Source organism: Desulfitobacterium elongatum, assembly GCF_055378975.1.
Genome location: NZ_AP038772.1, coordinates 4,325,901 through 4,342,970, shown reverse-complemented (window position 1 = coordinate 4,342,970; position 17,070 = coordinate 4,325,901). Strand labels below are relative to the sequence as shown.

Below are 17,070 nucleotides of genomic sequence, written 5' to 3'. Positions count from 1 at the left end.
CCGCCTTATTCAAAGGTAACTTACTCTCATTAAACTTTCTTAAAAGAAAATCTGTATATTCCAATCAATCAAACTTGAAACGAAAGATGCGAAGGAAAAGATCATTGAGTGAAAATACTCAAAAACTCATAGTTAAAGAAAGCCCTACGGGAAAAGTGAATATTTCAATTGTTAAAGTAAAACCTACAATGATGCGTTTTAATAAAAAGACCAGTTTGGAAAAGGAACATAAGCAAGTGAAATTTCCATCCTCTAAAGAACAAAAATCCCATAAGCATAGGCAATTGAGCAAAAAAGAAAAAAGGGAAATGGAAATAAAAGCCCATCAGGAAAACTTAAACCGCGAGTTTGAACAAAGAAAAACCTTGTTTTCAAGCACAGAGTCAACCTTTTTGGGCAATTCAGATGTTTCTCCTATCGAGATAATCGGTAGTAAGATTTCCAATAGAACGTATGAAGATGGCTTAAAACAGTTTAGAGAAATGGTTAATATTCTCGGACAGAGAGAAAATAGGTTAACTATATTCTCTCCAGAGGTTTCATCTATGCCGGGTACTCAGTCTTTTGCGTATAAAGAAGATGGTACCCCCCGGAGATATGCAATCGTGGAAATAGAGTTTGATCGAAGGAGTTACTACTTACTAGAAATTGAAAGGTTATCGAAAATATATCTGGCTACATTGATAATTCAAGCGCGCTCAGGGCTTCGCTTTGATAAAGAGAAACTAAATTTGATTGTTTACAGTCTACTAAATGCTCTGATTAAAAATCGTGGGAATTGGAAGGTCCAGAGCATTGAAAATCATGATGAGGCCAAGATATATAGAGTAAAACATTTAGATGACTGGACCCCCTTCGATTGGGCGGAGATAGTTCTGGAGCGGTTAAATTTACCGCTGTAAGTTTATGTGGATTGACTAAAAAAGAAATTGCTGTATCAGGAAAGTCAAAATCTGATTATCACTAGGATTTAATTATTGAAAACTGTTTATTATGGACAACCCCCACTTTTTGATTAATCAAGAGGGTGTTTGTCTACGTTACTAGGTTGGTACGAATGCTGGGAACCCGCATGGGAAGTGATTATTTCATTTTGAATATTTAAAGGCTTTAGTTTGCATAACAGAAAATAGAGAAACATAAAACACCCATTAGAAAAACTACCAATAATCTATAGCAAGTCCAATTAGTTAATGCTACGGAACTTTACAATGGTCAGAATTGTACGATAAGAGAAGACATCAAAAGAGTAAAGTAAATTAGAGGCAGGAGTACTTTCATTCTTATTCATATTCTATATCTCTTGCACAAAAAAGAGGAATCTATTGGATTGTGTTGAAATTATTATAATTGGTAAAGTTGCTGAATTCGATAATGTATCCTTAAACAAGACAATAATGAAGTTGATAAGAAGGTATCACGGTGAGTGAGAAAAACTACAAATTCCATAAATTAACTCCGATTAAAAATGCTGATCTAAAAATATATGAAGAAGCATTAGACTTCGTGTTTGATAATAATAACGATGATATCAAAAATGTTGCTATATCCGGCCCTTATAGCGCTGGTAAGAGCAGCATGATTGAAACTTACAAAAGCAAGCATCCTGATATCAGTTGGTTACATATTTCTCTAGCACATTTTAAATCAGCTCAAGTTAATTCTACTGCAAGCAATAAAGCCATTTCAGAGGGCAATGTCAATTCTGCTGAAAACAATAAAGCTGTTTTAGAGGGCAAGATTCTCAATCAGCTTATCCATCAGATAGACCCAGATAATATTCCGGGGACTAACTTTAAAGTAAAGCAAAAAGTGGCTGCCGAAAAGACTATTTTAGATACCGTAAAAATTACTTCTTTCTTCATTTTAATAGCTTACATGGGGCTCTTTAACAGTTGGTGTAACTTTGTTTGGAAATTAAGAGTCGAATGGCTCCGGAACGTATTGTTTTGGACAACCAATAGCGCCTTTCTGCTATTGGGTGGGTTGCTTTGTGCTACCATATTGGGGATGGCGTTATACTCTCTAATAACAACCCAAAAAAACAAAAATATCTTTAGAAAAGTCAATTTGCAGGGCAATGAGATTGAGATATTTAAAGAAAGTGATGATTCATACTTCGATAAATATCTAAATGAAGTATTATACCTTTTTGAAAATTCTAATGCGAACGCGATTGTTTTCGAAGATATGGATAGATATAACGATAATCAAATTTTCGAGAAGTTAAGGGAAATTAACACTCTTTTAAACAATAGAATTAAAGAAAAAGAAAAGAAAATCCGTTTCTTTTACCTACTGCGGGATGACATTTTTGTTTCAAAAGATCGGACAAAGTTCTTTGATTTTATCATACCAATTGTTCCAATAATGGATGGTTCCAACTCCTATGACCAGTTTATTGAGCATTTCAAGCAGAGCGGCATTTTTAATTCACTTGATGGAAATTTTTTGCAAGGGTTATCATTATACATTGATGATATGCGGATATTAAAAAATATCTACAATGAGTTTATTATTTATCACAATCAAATACAATCAACGGAGTTGAACTGTAATAAGCTCCTTGCAATAACTGCATATAAAAATATCTTTCCTAGAGATTTTAGCGACTTGCAACTTGGTATGGGGTTTGTTCATACTCTTTTTGAAAGCAAACCTAATTTTGTAAAACAGTCAATTCAAAGCATTGATAATACGATTCGCAATCTTGAAGATGATATCAAATCTACCCAAGATGAAGTGCTCAACAATATTGACGAATTAGACGCAGCTTTCATTAAGTTAGGCAATTATAATCAACTTACTGTTGGGGGCAAAAGAGAGTATGAGTATGACTCTCATACTCTTTTTATTAAGGCAATCAAAAACAACCCTACCAGTGTGCTACATCATGTTTATAACCAAGGAAACCGACAAATCAATTTAACTTCTGAATTCGATCAATTAAACCAAAACGACGATTATATAAAGCGGAAAGCAGCTATAGAAAGACGATCTGATGATAGTATTGAGAAGATAAAAGCTGAAATTCAAGAATTGCAAATGAATAAAATAGCTATTCAAAATGGCCGTTTAAGAGAAATTATTACAAAAGAGAATATTGATAAGGTTTTTAGTGTGACATATACCAATGAAATCGGCGAAGAAAATAAGTTTGAGGAAATTAAAGCAAGCCCTTATTTTCCTCTTATAAAATACTTAATTAGAAATGGACATATAGATGAAACATACCCGGATTACATGACATATTTTTACGAACACAGCCTAACCCGGATAGATAAGATTTTTTTACGTAGTGTTGCAGATCAGGTACCAAAGGATTATACTTATCAGCTAAAAAATCCGGAATTGGTTCTTTCTAGTTTACGTCTTGTTGATTTTGATTGTGTAGAAATTCTTAACTTTCATTTACTAAGTTATCTCTTAGAAACGAAATCAACCACCCAAATATATCTGAACAGGTTTCTCCAGCAACTAATGAAAACCAAAAACTATAAATTCATCGGTGAATTTTTAGCAACCCATAATAAAACAGATTTGTTTGTTGAATCTATCAATAATATATGGCCAGGGATATTCCAATGTATCCTAGATGAGAGTGGTTTTAGCAATGCACAAAAAAGAAAGTATGCTATCGATACATTATACTACTCGCCTGAGGCAGATATTGAAGCGCTTAACGTAAATGATTGCTTATCAATTTTTATATCCGAAAGTCCAACTTTCCTGGATATTGCTACACCAAATATTGATAAACTAATTCGCGGGTTTTCCATAATTGAAGTTAAATTTGCCCGGATTGATTACAGTGCATCGAACAAGGAACTTTTTTTGGCAGTATATGAAAATAATCTTTATCATATGACTTTTAACTTAATTTCTTTGATATTGGAAGTTGTTTATGGATTAACTCCTAGCAGTGACTTTTATAACAAAAATTATACTTTGGTTTCGTCTAAACCTGAAGAGCCATTGCTACTATATATTATCGAAAATATTGATGAATACGTGGGCATTATGCTCGAAAACTGCGGCGAATGTATAACCGATGAGGAACTAGCGGTATTGGAACTACTCAACGATCCTATGGTTACTGGAGATTATAAGAAAGAGTACATAAACTACCTGCAAACAGTAATTGAACAAATTGATAAGGTTGAAGATAAAGATTTATGGAGTTTGTTGCTACAACAAAAGCGGGTTACTTACACTGAGAACAATATATTAAACTATTTCTTTTCTAGTGGAAATAGACTTGATTCATTATTAATTCAGTTTATTAATAATTTTAACGATGTATTGAAATTTGATCATGATTTCGATCAAAATTCCACTTCAGATTTCTTTAATGCTATTGTTGCTTGTAATGAACTGACCAACGAAAGATATGAGGCTTTTTTGAAAGCTTTGAAAATGTATTATAAAGAGTTCTCCCAGACTGGCATTTCAGGCAACAAAATTCTAATTCTTTTAAAGCTAAATATTATCCGTATGCAAGATTCAGTTCTTGGCTTTATGAGAGAACATTATCCGGATCAATTGATTCCGTTTATTATTCATAACATAGATGACTACACTAAAAACGTTATTAATAAAGATAACTTTATTTTAAACGAAATGGTTTCAGTTTTAGCAGAAAAAGTTGATGATGAATACAAGGTTAAGCTACTCAGATTTACCACAGACAAAATATCATTACAACATAAAAGCTATTCAGATGCTGTTATCATACACATTCTCAATAATAATTTAGATGAGAACGATATTCCCTTTATTCTCAGTTGTTATTCGGAGGAAAGTGATGAAGTTAAATCGGTAATAAAAAGTATCTCAATTAAGCATATTGCAGAAATCATAAATAAGCGGTATTCATTACCCTTTGACCTGCTTTTAGAACTATTTGCATCGGATGAGTTCGATAGTGGCGTCAAAACAGAATTGTTTGTACTAGTCCTGCCCGATTTGAATAAAGTGCAAGTAAAAGAGTGTCTTCACGCCTTAAAAATGAATGATTATTTAGGTTTGTTTAATCGGAAACGTCCAAAGTTTGAAGTCAATAGGACTAACGAGCAAATTTTAACAGTCTTCAAAGAAAAAGAATGGATTACGCGATTTTATGTTGATGAAGAAGAAGCAAATTATTACCGTGCAATCGGGAGAAATGCAGGAAGAATATCTGTTTAATTAGTCGGGTAATGGTAATTATCTATGATAATGTATAAAAGGCAGCGACTACTCGTTATCCATTGTAGCCGCGTAAATTGTCTATAATGGGAAGTCGGGATGGGATAATGAAGTATTGAATATGATAAGGTGAACCGTATCACACGTAAGTGCGTTTTTTTTGTGCAGTGACATATTTTGAAGAATCGCTCACTTTTGTAGGTTGTTTTCATATGATCCTATAGTAAAGGGAGATATTTGAGAGACTCTGATTAATTTATTAGATAAATCAATTCGAAAGGTGAGTAATAATGATTATACCTGATTGGAATGTTTTCAATAGTAAATTTTCAAGTAATCCGCAAAAGTACTTTGAGTGGTTTTGCTATTTACTTTTTTGCAAACAGCATGGTTACAGGTTTATACATCGTTATAAGAATTAAGCTGCTATAGAGACGGATTTAGTTGAAGCGGATGGTATTTTAGTAGGATGGCAAGCGAAATTTTATGAAGGATCACTGAGTGAACATAAGGATGATCTTTTAGAGATGGTAGAGAAGGCTGTTAAATACTATCCTAGTATAAAGAAAATCCAGATTTACACAAATTCTGAATGGGGACAAAATAAAGGTCAAGAACCGGCATCTAAGATAGCGGTGGAAGAAAGTGCGAAAGAAAATGGTATAGAAATTGAATGGATGGTTCAGAGTTACTTTGAATCAGAGTTTGTTGTGCTTGAATGTGAAGAAATATCAAAGTTCTTCTTTACGTCAGAGAATAGTATAATTGACGTAGTCCAAGAGTTAAAGTCGCATACAGAGAATGCTTTGTCTAAAATCAGTACTAAGATTACGTACAATGACCATGATTTAGAAATTAATCGAGAAGAAGAGTTGCAGAAGCTAATCGTTAGTGAATCATCAATGATTTTCTTGATGGGGATGGGTGGAAATGGTAAGACTGCAGTAGTAAAACACTTTTATGATGAAATATCAGTTAACAATGGTGTATTGTATTTGATTAAAGCCCACGAGTTATTGGGAAGATCAAAAAACAGATTAGAGACGTTGGACACTGAATCATTTATTGAATATCACAAGTTGGTTAATAAAAAGTACTTCGTGATTGATTCGGCAGAAAAACTGCATGAATTGGAAAATGATGAGGTTTACGTAAATTTTGTGACTAAACTGATTGAAAATGGTTGGACAATAGTTTATACGGTTAGGAATCACTTTGTCGAACCACTTAGCTATATGGTCAACGATATATTTAATATAGCACCGTTAAGAATAGAGATAGATAGTATTCAAAGTGAAGAACTTGAATCATTGGCAAAGAGCCATAATTTCAAGATACCAACTTCGAGTAGATTGCAAGAATTAATCCGTATTCCCTTTTATTTGAATGAATTCTTAACAAATTGTGGAGAGAATGAAGAACTTAACTATTTAGGATTTAAAAAAGAATTATGGATCAAGCAAATTAAAAAGGGCAAAGGTGAAAGAGAACGGTTCTTTATAAATTTTGCTGCGGAAAAGGCGGCACAGTTGTCTTTTTACAATGAATCTGAGAACCAGTATGCCCCTATTTTTGTAGATGAAGGAATACTTGGCCAGGACGAGTCCGGTTATTTTATAGCTCATGATATCTATGAGGAGTGGGCGCTCGAAAAGCATGTAGGAATTCTCTATAGAGCTTCAACGAACATTGAAGATTTCTTAAATCGAATTGGAACCAGTCTGCCTTTACGCAGGGCGTTTCGAAATTGGTTAGGAGATATGCTTGAATATAATAAGGATGTAATTGTAGCCATGGTTGATGTTGTGTGTGGTAATATGGAGATTGAACCGTTCTGGAAAGATGAAATATTGATATCAATATTGATGTCAAGTCAGTCGGAAATATTCTTTAGTAGCGTCAAAGATCGGCTCATAGATAAGGAGTTGTTCCTTCTAAGAAGAATTGCTGCATTATTGGTTACATCATGTAAGGTTGTTGATATGGAGTATTCAAAAGCTCTTGCAAAAAAAGCGAATGAACCATTGCACCCAATAACGGCACCAACTGGAGAGGGTTGGAAATCGTTTATAAAATTTGTGTACGATAACATATCATCAATTGAAATTGAGAATATTGGATTTGTTATTAAGGTTCTTCATGAATGGGTTTTCCATAATATTGTAGGTATTACTGCGAAGTATGCAGGTGTATTAGCTTTACAATATTATGAATGGCTTCAGGATAAGCGAGTGTTTCATAGTAATAAAGACTTTGAAAAGAAGATATTAAGAATTATTGTCATGAGTTCGAAGGAGATTAAAGCTGAGCTTAAAGTGGTTTTGGATAAAGTTATTGATAATAAATGGAATCATAATAGGGATCCTTATAATGATCTATGTGATTTTATCATAGAAGATATGAGCGGTAATTATGTTGCAGGAGTATTAACAGAAGAATTAATACAGATCATGAAGCTTTATTGGACGGAAAGTAATGAAGATAAGTATTCGAGGCTATATGGTCATAGTAGTAGCTTGGAGCCTTATTATGGATTAAATGAATGTTATCATAATTTCTATCCATCAAGCCCGTATAAGACTCCGGTGCGCCATATTCTTCAGGCAGATCCCAATAAAGGATTGAATTTTTGTATTTGGTTTGCCAATTATACAACAAAGCATTACCTGGAATCGAGTCTTTCCAAAAATGAAGTGTGGACTGTGCCTATTGAGAGAAGTGATGGAACAATTGCAGAAATACAGGTTTCAAATAGACTTTGGTGTGTTTATCGAGGAAGTCAGACTAATCCAGATGTTTTGGAATCGGTTTATATGGCATTAGAAAAAGAACTTCTCAGAATTGGTGATGCCATAGGTGGCGAAATTCTGGCACCACGTATGATGTACATCATTGACAATACAAACTCAGCGATCCTTTTAGGTCTTGTTGCAAGTATGGTTTGTGCTTACCCTGATCAGATGTTTGAAGTTGCACTACGTTTTTTTAGCCATGAGTTATATTTTATCTTTGATAGGAATAGGCTTAGTTTGGAGCGAAGTTTAATGATTGGTGGAACTCCGGCACATCGTTTTTACATTAAAGAAAGACAGGAATCAAGCAAACTGGAACATCGTAAAGTATCATTAGAAGAACTGTTTACAAGATATGCAATCTATTACTCTCGGAAAAGTGATAATGAAAGTAAAGCTAGACTTAAAGAGCTGTACGCAATTTTAGACAGGCATTACGAAGAGCTTGGACAGGATGATATACAAGAGTCAATTAACTGGAGAATGAGTCTTGGTCGAATGGACATAAGAAAAATGGATGTTCAAGAGGCAACAGTTGAAGAACAAGATTATCAGGTATATACGCCAGTATTTGATGATGACGTTGAATCAACTAGATTAGCAATCTTAGAGGAGAATAATAAGAAGGTCAGGTTCCTCGGACTACATGGATGGTGCAGAGAAAAGTTTGAAGAGAAGAATACATTCGAGCATAATATGTTGTATGAGAATGATATATCTAAAGTTTTTGATGAGTTTGATCAGTATCTCAATGATTTACAGGAAAATGATGAATCATTGAGTCTTATTGGTAGAGAATTAAAGTATATGGTACCTGCTGCAATGTATCGTGATTACTATTCAGAATTAAACGACTATCAGATTGAACTTTGTGAAAAAATGATTATTGAGGGATTATTGTCGCCTTATCAAGATGGTTTTGAGTATAATGCTTTTAATGGTGTATGCTATGCATATGCTTCTTTGCCTTTACTGGCATCTAGAGATATAGAATCTGTAAAAGAGGTAGAAAGGTTTATTGTTTTAGCATTACTTGATGAGTATCCGATTGATGCAGTCAATCATTTTTCCGTTTATGCGATAAATGCACTAAAACGAATAGTTGACCATGGTTATGTTGAGTTTGTTAAAGGATTAATGTCAAAATATGCAGCAGTGTCGGTTCTTTATAATGATTATCTTGATAGATGTAGGATGATGGCTAGAGAAGAGTATAAGCCAATATCTGCAGATAAGTTAATCCATGACTTTTCAACAGACTGTTATAGTGAGGTTACTAGTGCAATAACTGAATCAGAAGTAAATGACATTGACCTTGAGATTATTCAACCAGATATTAAAGCGAAAATGTTTCAGATTATGTCGATAATTCAAGAAGATGATTTAACTGAAATGAAACATGCTTTATCCCAGGATGTGCTACGCTACTATTATGAGGCTGAAAAGAATGATAATAGGATCTATAGTACAGATGGATTTATAAAAAGTTATTGTGAGTTGATGCTAAAAAGTGATGAAGACGATAGAAAGAAACTATTTGCACTTATAGGCGAGAATATGGTTGATAGCGATGTAACCTGTGATATTGCTCGAGAAATGATCATTGTTGAGGACTATTTACAAGAAAGAGAGATATTTTGGTGGTGGATGAAGGAATTGAAGCAAATGTTAATTGCTGAAATGGATGCATGTACTGTAGATACAAAGTATCTCTCAAGACGAAATAGCAAGATAATCAGAACATTGATGCTTAGTGAAAATGGATGGAATAGTGCTGCTGTTGAATGGCATAGTCTTAATAAAATGGATATGCTTTATTATAAAGAAATCGCTGAGAAGCTGAGTTATCACCCGGATGTTTTGGGGAGTATGTTAAAACTTGTGAATGGAATTGGTACTGTTCATTTCAAATTTGGTATATCGATAATCGCTGATATGTTTAGGAAGAGCAATGGTTTCGAGGGAATTGGAATTAAAGAGGATATAGTGCAGTATTTAGAGATCACCATCAGGAAATTTGTTAACCAACACAGGAGTGAGATAAGAAGGAGTGCTAATTTAAAAAGTGATGTAATTACTATACTTAATTGGTTGGTTAAACAAGAGTCTGTGCTAGGGTATATGCTTAGGGATGACTTGCTTTGATTAGTCATATTTGAGTCTGAGAATATAGGGACTTGTGAAGAAAGGTGCACCTATAAAATATACGCACTTTGAAGTGGTACGGTGAACTGTATCATAAATAAAAATTTAGCAATTTGAGTTTCCAATTAGGCTAATTATCGGAAGTTAGCTCAGCAGAGAACGGCTAGCTCTGTTGGGTGGAAAGCCCCTACTGAGAGGCAAAATTACCACTATCGTAAAATTCCAAAATACTTTGCAAATGCTATATGAAAGACTGGCGGGGACTAAAATGCGAAACTTAAGGTATGAAAAGAGACCCTACGAAATTATGGTGCGGACGCTATAGTCTTGGAAAACAACTTGTTAATATCCGGGAATTAAAGACATTGGGGACATGGAAATCTTATTAAAGACCGTTTAATAAGTCTACTCTCGAATAAGGAGTGTAATAAGATGCTGCAGCGTCAAGTGAAAGAAATTGCCCTAAGAAAGGCAAATGGCAAACATAAGGACAGTGATGTCGTAATTTTTCTTGACGCAGAGTTTACGTGTTTTGGTAATGATGAAATAAAACCAGAAGGTTGGTTTCCTGAGCCCGTTGAAGTTGCCATAATCAAAACGGGAAAAAATGGTAAAATCCTGGATAAGCAACACACATTTATTAAGCCTAAATACTTTAATATTGTAAGTAAAAAGCTTAATGAACTAACGGGAATCACTGAAAACATATTAAACAACGGTATAAGTATCGAAGAATTCTTAGATTGGCTTCCGCCCCATATTGAAAATAGAAAAATCTTTACCTGGGGAGATAAAGACCGGTTACGATTGCGCTTAATCTATAAAAAAGAGAAGGTAAAGACTCCTTTCACCTGGGTTTCATTTATCGATTTGGCAGAAGAATACCGATTAGTTAATGGCTTCAAGAAGCGTATCAGGTTAGTCGACGCTGGGACTTATTTAAACCTTAAAGTCAAAAATTCGCATCGAGCATTAGGGGATGCTGATTTATTGCGAAAAGTTTTTTTTCGACTCAAGGAAGATAAAATGTGGGCCAGTAGCTACAAGAAATTAGTTTCGGCGTTTAACATGAATAATAAAAGAGAACTTCCCGTATTCAATGTGGGAAAAGGAACAATTGTGTTATTAGATGAACAGTATTTCCTTGTTCAACAAAAAACAATTGGTAAAAACGGAAAAGGGATAGCTAACTTATTTGGGATAAACCCCGATAACTCATGGGTGGATTTTTATAAAGGTCGTCAAGTAACACTGGATACGCCGTTAACGGTTTCTGAAACAGCAAATGGTGTAGTTTCAATCTACTCAGTCTTAGGAGCTGCTAATTTATCACAAAGCCCAATTAGCCATTAGTACGGGTCGTGTTGCTAAAACACCACGAAACCGACTAATGTACAGCAGTCGACTACACCGATAACCTTTGAAAACTATAACTATTAAGTTGCTTTCCTAACTTTGCATTATCCATAAAACCATAAGACCAAGCCCTCCCTCGTGAAGTTGGGCCTAGTGGAATCGTAGGGAAAGATTAAGATAGAACAACCACGGCTTGATCATTTTCGGCACGTGGTTGTTTATCTAGCTGTATCTTTTTAATCATAACTTTCGTCTATAAAAGTAGAGGAGGTGAAAACAATGATGTTGGATATAAAAATGAAAATGTTAATAGCATTGGGGGCTTCTGTTTCGGCGAATTGTCATCCCTGCTTACAAAATAATATAAAAAAGGCTATTCAGGCAGGACTTACAGAACAAGAAATTAAAGATGCAATCGAAGTGGGAATGACAATTAGGAGTGGAGCGGCCAGCAGCATGGATAAACTTATTGCAAACTCCAGTGAATATCAGCCCAACGAATCTAAAGGAGGTAAATGTTGCTGTTAACTATTTAATTGAAGATTAAAATCACCCATTGTACATCACTTCCGATAAAACATATTTCTATAAGGTCAGAAATTTTACTTTTTGGACAAACTTTATTAATTTTGATGAAAAAGTGGACAACGATTTTATAGATGTTACAAGGTCGATTTTAGACAAACTTAATTTTCACTTTACATTTGAGAATAATTTACAAAAAGATTGAGAATGAAAATCGCCAATGCATAAAAATACAAAAAGATCCTAATCTCTTAATGAGAATAACCGTGATCTGATAATTCAGACCACGGTTATTTTCTATTCTAAGGTTTTTATGCTACACTTATTTAGTTAGTTTTCATTTTCCGCATTATTGTCATTGATATTATTGCTTGTGAAATCTATTTTTTGTGCGTCTTTGGACGAAAAGGCAAATTTATTGCATTGATATAATGATAGTGCCATGATATAGTAAGTTAAAGAAAGAGGGAGTGTATTGATGTCGGTAATTCTGTAAGGATTTAGGTTAAGCGCATGAGATGAGCAGTTGTTTTGCTCTTGTTTGTGTTGTCAAAAACTGCCTTACAGATTGAATGAGCATCCATTTTTATAATGGTGTAATTTGTAGCGCAGTAGCATACTGTGCTTTTTTGTTTTCTTTCTATAAGGCGAAAATTAGAAAGGAAGAATATCATGTATACATTTACAAACCAGTTTATTTCTAATGATAAAAATGCTGAGCTCTTGAAAGCCACTATGATGGGGCCAAACGCCTTGCGAGTAACAGAGGAATTAACGTCACACCTAAACATCAATGAGAATATGCGAATACTTGACCTCGGTTGCGGGTGTGGCCTTTCCACGCTTTTATTAGCGAAAAAATTTGGTGCGTCCGTTTTCGCCGCCGACCTTTGGATTTCGCCAACTGAAAACTATGAGCGTTTCCAATCTATCGGAATTGATGATAAGGCCGTTCCAATTTTCGTAGACGCGACCAAAGAGTTGCCTTTCGCAAATAGATATTTTGACTTGTTGTTCACCGTGGACGCTTACCATTATTTCGGTGATACGGCGGAAATGCTCCCGTCGCTCATTCCTTTTGTGAAAAAGGGCGGCTATATCGCCGTGGCTATTCCCGGCTTAAAATACGAATTTGAGAAAAATGTTCCCGATGAAATGCTGCCGTTTTGGAATAGCGAGATGGAAAGAACCTTGCACTCTCTTGATTGGTGGAAAGATTTGTGGAAGAGGGCAGAGGGCATTGAAATAGTGGACAGTCGTGAAATGGCCTGTTGCAGACAGGCGTGGAAAGAGTGGCAGACCGGTTATCATCCCATTGTCGCTGATGACATCAAAATGATGGAAGCTGAGGGCGGAAAGTATTTTAATCTCGTTCAGTTGATTGCTAAAATTATCTGAATATCTTTGCCATTTTACCGTTCACCTTAGCCCGCAAAGGCGTACCTAATAAGCGTTTTCTTTGAAATACAAACAAAATGCCTTGTCTTGAGGCAAGGTACCGGAACAGGTTTGGGACTTTCAATTGTAAAGAAGATAACCGAAATGCACGCTGGACAGGTTGCAGTGGAAAGTGAGCTAGGGAATGGTGCAAAGTTTACCAAGGCGATTACTTCCTAAGGCTGGCTAGGGTATATATTTGTGCGAATTTGCCGAAGTAAGTCGTGGATGCACATTAGGGGGCAAATCAGCGGGGTATCAATACACTTGGGAAGAATTCAAAAGACCGGAACAAAGCATATCAAAATGCTTAGTTCCGGTCTTTATTACTATTTTGTTAAGAAAAACTTATCCAAATCATCCAATAGAAGGTTGGCTGCAATAACGCCCCCTGCTGTATTCCAGATATCATCATTCACTTTATAGGCTTTGTTGCTTTTGACTACACCGAGATTTTTCCAGAGAGAGTCATTGGTCCACTCTTGCTCAGCCTTACTAGCATCTCCGTTTCCGGTCTCCCAGGTGAAGTAAAAGAGGATGTCCCCGTCCATTTCTGGAATGCGCTCTTTTGTCACATCGTCGGCAAATGCATCTTTAGTTTGGGATTGAGGCCGTGCGAAGCCAAGCTCTTTCAAGATGATACCGGAGAAGGTTTGAGAATAGTAGATTCTTGTTTTACCCGGCATAAAACGAACGACCGAAACTTTTGTGGAGAGTTTATCTCCTGCTTGCTGTTTGAAAGTAGCAATGCGCTTATCAAAATCTCCTATGACTTTTTGACCTTCGGTTGACTTGTTTAAAGCATCCGCATAAACTTTGAAGTTATTCTTCCACTCGCCACGAAGTGTATCTGTAAAGACTGTCGGCGCAATGGCTGAAAGCTGGGTATAAACCTTTTCTTGACGCATTTTGTTCCCAAGGATGAGATCGGGTTTTAGTGCAGCAATTGCCTCAAGGTTCGGTTGGCTTTCTTCTCCAACGACTTGGACTCCTTCCATATCGTTCTTGATATGTTCGTACCAGGGATTTCCGTTCCAAGATTTAACCGCACCGACGGGTTTAACGCCGAGGGCAAGAACGGCTTCAGTCCCTTCATTGGTAAGAACGACGATTCTTTTCGGGGAAGTAGGAACGGTTGTTTCTCCAATGATATGTTTCACAACACGAGTTTCGGGGGTCTTCGTCGAATCTGGCGTGCCTGTTGAAGCTGTGGAAGTTCCGCATCCCGCCAGAGCCAGGAAAGTAACCATTACAAGAATTAAACTAAGTAATCTTTTCTTTTGATAAGCCAATTGGCGCATTTTGTATCCTCCTAATTGAAAATAATTGTCATTTACGCGTTGAATGATAACAAGGAATTCACATCTTGTCAAGATAGGAAAAATATGTGGAGCGAGTATCAGTGGGGCGATTTGCGAGTAATGGTTAGAAATAGTTCCTGAGAAGAGTGTTCTTTAAGGTTTTAAATTCAAAGCAAATCTAGATGGAAATGATTATCATTGACAATAAAGATTGCGTTCTATTATTATGAGATGAAGAAATGAAATACTGTAACAACATACTTAAGGGAAGGAAAATCTGATATGAACGCGCGGTTAACTAATACATCCTTGAAGCTAAGCGGCATTTTTATTCTACTTGTTGTGATGGTCTTCCTTATATATTTGAGTGTAATCTATGGCGTAATTAACACGAACTGGCACCATGCCATTGAAGCATATACCCAATTTAATGAGACAAATGAACATATTACCATTCGAGAGGTTCGGGTACCCCGTGCTTTAGTAGCCACTGTTGTGGGTGCGAATTTGGGAGTTGCAGGGGCGTTGCTTCAAGCACTCACTAAAAATCCGGTTGCCGATACAGGAATAATGGGAATTAACCATGGGGCATCTCTTTTTATCGTCTTTGCTTTGACGTTCTTCTCCGTGAATTCAATTATGGGTTTTACTTGGATTGCTTTTCTCGGCGCCGCGCTGAGTGGACTCGCGGTGTACGGACTCGGATCATTGGGTCGGGGAGGGATGACGCCTATTAAACTCACTTTGGCGGGAGCTGCGTTAAGTGCTCTAGCCTCCTCGTATACCCACGGGATGTTGGTCATCAATGAAAAGAGTTTGGATGAAGTGTTATTCTGGCTTTCTGGAAGTGTCGCAGGGAGAAGTATCGATATGCTTCTGGCTGTAATGCCTTTTGTGCTTCTGGGATGGGTTGGTTCACTCCTAATTGCTGGTCAGGTAAATACCCTATTACTGGGTGAAGATGTAGCACGAGGGCTTGGGCAAAGGACTGTTATTGTCAAGTTAGCAACTGGGTTAATCATCATTATCCTGGCTGGCAGTTCAGTAGGTGTTGCGGGCCCTATTGCGTTTGTCGGTCTAATCACTCCTCACTTAGCCCGTTATCTTGTCGGAAGTGATTTTCGATGGGTGATCCTTTACAGCGCGTTACTGGGCTCTGTATTTTTGCTTGGCGCCGATATCGCCGCTCGTTTTATCGCGATGCCAAGAGAACTACCGATTGGGGTCGTCACTGCCTTTCTGGGTGCACCCTTTTTCATCTACGTTGCACGGAAAGGAGAACTTAGAGCATGAGTATGTACTTAGCCTTTCGTGGAAGTAAATTCCCCATCTCTGTTCTCCTGAAAAAAAGGAGCTTATGGATTACTCTTTTATTACTTGCCGTTACCTTCGCTTTTTTTGTTCTAAGTATAGGGGCAGGAGAATTGAAAATTCACCCAGTTGATGTGCTGAAGACCCTAGCAGGGCTCGGTTCTGGGCAACACGAGTTAATCATACTTACGTTCCGTTTACCTCGAATTGTCGCCACGCTGCTTATTGGCGCATCCCTAGCGGTATCGGGCGCAATCCTACAAGGAATTATTCGAAATCCTCTGGCTTCCCCGGATTTACTTGGGGTCACTGGAGGAGCTTCCGTTGCTGCTGTCTTATTTATTACATTGTTTCAAGGAATAAGTATTCAATGGCTGCCTGTAGCAGCATTTATCGGTGCGGGTGTTACGACGTCCGTGATTTATATACTCGCTTGGAAGCAGGGGGTTAGCCCAATGCGGCTTGTTTTGATCGGGGTAGGGATTAGCGAAGTTCTCTCAGCCTTGACTAGAATGCTTATCGTTATGAGTCCAATCCATCTGACAAGTAAAGCGATGATCTGGCTCACCGGCACAGTTTACGGGACAACGTGGAATAATGTACTGGCTCTTTTACCATGGTTTTTAGCTATACTTGTTGCTTTAGTGTATGGAAGAAGTGTTAACATCCAGCAACTTGGAGAAGATATCGCAACGGGAGCAGGGAGTTCAATACAGCGGGATCGATTGATTTTACTCTTGATTTCTACGGCATTGGCTGGATCAGCTGTGGCGATCGGTGGAGCAGTTGGCTTTGTCGGATTGCTCGCTCCTCACATTGCTCGGAAGTTGGTGGGTTCAGCTTTTGGAGAAGTTTTGCCAGTAGCGGCCTTAGTCGGGGGATTGATGGTAATGCTTGCGGATCTTATCGGAAGAACGGCCTTTTCTCCGCTTGATTTGCCCGTTGGAATTTTTACAGCGGGGATTGGTGCTCCGTATTTTATTTTCCTACTCTACAAAAATCGTAACCAATAAGGA

Annotated in this window: 10 protein-coding genes; 9 read left to right on the top strand and 1 reads right to left on the bottom strand. The window is 36.8% G+C overall.

The annotated features are described in order from the left end of the window. Positions 1-104 precede the first annotated feature (104 nt). The 7 genes from ACZ42W_RS20480 (at position 105) to ACZ42W_RS20450 (ending at position 13,622) form a co-directional block, all read left to right on the top strand. Positions 105-902 (top strand): Tn7-like element transposition protein TnsE, encoded by a 798-nt coding sequence (locus ACZ42W_RS20480; protein ID WP_464167107.1) that lies wholly within the window; start codon positions 105-107, stop codon positions 900-902. A gap of 520 nt (positions 903-1,422) precedes the next feature. Further along, complete coding sequence (locus ACZ42W_RS20475; RefSeq protein ID WP_464167106.1) at positions 1,423-5,187, top strand: YobI family P-loop NTPase; 3,765 nt, start codon at positions 1,423-1,425, stop codon at positions 5,185-5,187. 527 nt (positions 5,188-5,714) lie between these two features. Continuing rightward, entirely contained in the window at positions 5,715-10,124 is a 4,410-nt protein-coding gene (locus ACZ42W_RS20470) for a P-loop NTPase family protein (protein WP_464167105.1), read from the top strand. A 432-nt stretch (positions 10,125-10,556) separates the two neighbouring features. Continuing rightward, on the top strand, positions 10,557-11,477 hold the full coding sequence (locus ACZ42W_RS20465; protein WP_464167104.1) for an exonuclease domain-containing protein: 921 nt from the start codon (positions 10,557-10,559) through the stop codon (positions 11,475-11,477). A 282-nt stretch (positions 11,478-11,759) separates the two neighbouring features. Beyond that, the gene (locus tag ACZ42W_RS20460; RefSeq protein ID WP_464167103.1) at positions 11,760-12,008 is read left to right on the top strand and encodes a carboxymuconolactone decarboxylase family protein; all 249 of its coding nucleotides are present in this window, start codon (positions 11,760-11,762) and stop codon (positions 12,006-12,008) included. A 669-nt stretch (positions 12,009-12,677) separates the two neighbouring features. Then, on the top strand, positions 12,678-13,403 hold the full coding sequence (locus ACZ42W_RS20455; protein WP_464167102.1) for an SAM-dependent methyltransferase: 726 nt from the start codon (positions 12,678-12,680) through the stop codon (positions 13,401-13,403). An 87-nt stretch (positions 13,404-13,490) separates the two neighbouring features. Beyond that, positions 13,491-13,622, top strand: a complete 132-nt coding sequence (locus ACZ42W_RS20450) for an ATP-binding protein (RefSeq protein ID WP_464167101.1) — start codon at positions 13,491-13,493, stop codon at positions 13,620-13,622. 149 nt (positions 13,623-13,771) lie between these two features. Here ACZ42W_RS20450 and ACZ42W_RS20445 read toward each other — a convergent pair whose 3' ends face one another. Beyond that, positions 13,772-14,743 carry an ABC transporter substrate-binding protein gene (locus tag ACZ42W_RS20445; protein ID WP_464167100.1) on the bottom strand — a complete coding sequence of 324 codons (972 nt, stop codon included), beginning with the start codon at positions 14,741-14,743 and terminating at the stop codon, positions 13,772-13,774. A gap of 282 nt (positions 14,744-15,025) precedes the next feature. Between ACZ42W_RS20445 and ACZ42W_RS20440 the strand changes: the two genes are divergently transcribed. Beyond that, positions 15,026-16,036, top strand: a complete 1,011-nt coding sequence (locus tag ACZ42W_RS20440; protein ID WP_464167099.1) for a FecCD family ABC transporter permease — start codon at positions 15,026-15,028, stop codon at positions 16,034-16,036. Next, positions 16,033-17,067, top strand: a complete 1,035-nt coding sequence (locus tag ACZ42W_RS20435; protein ID WP_464167098.1) for a FecCD family ABC transporter permease — start codon at positions 16,033-16,035, stop codon at positions 17,065-17,067. Before ACZ42W_RS20440 ends, ACZ42W_RS20435 begins: the two co-directional genes overlap by 4 nt. The last annotated feature ends 3 nt before the right edge of the window (positions 17,068-17,070 follow it).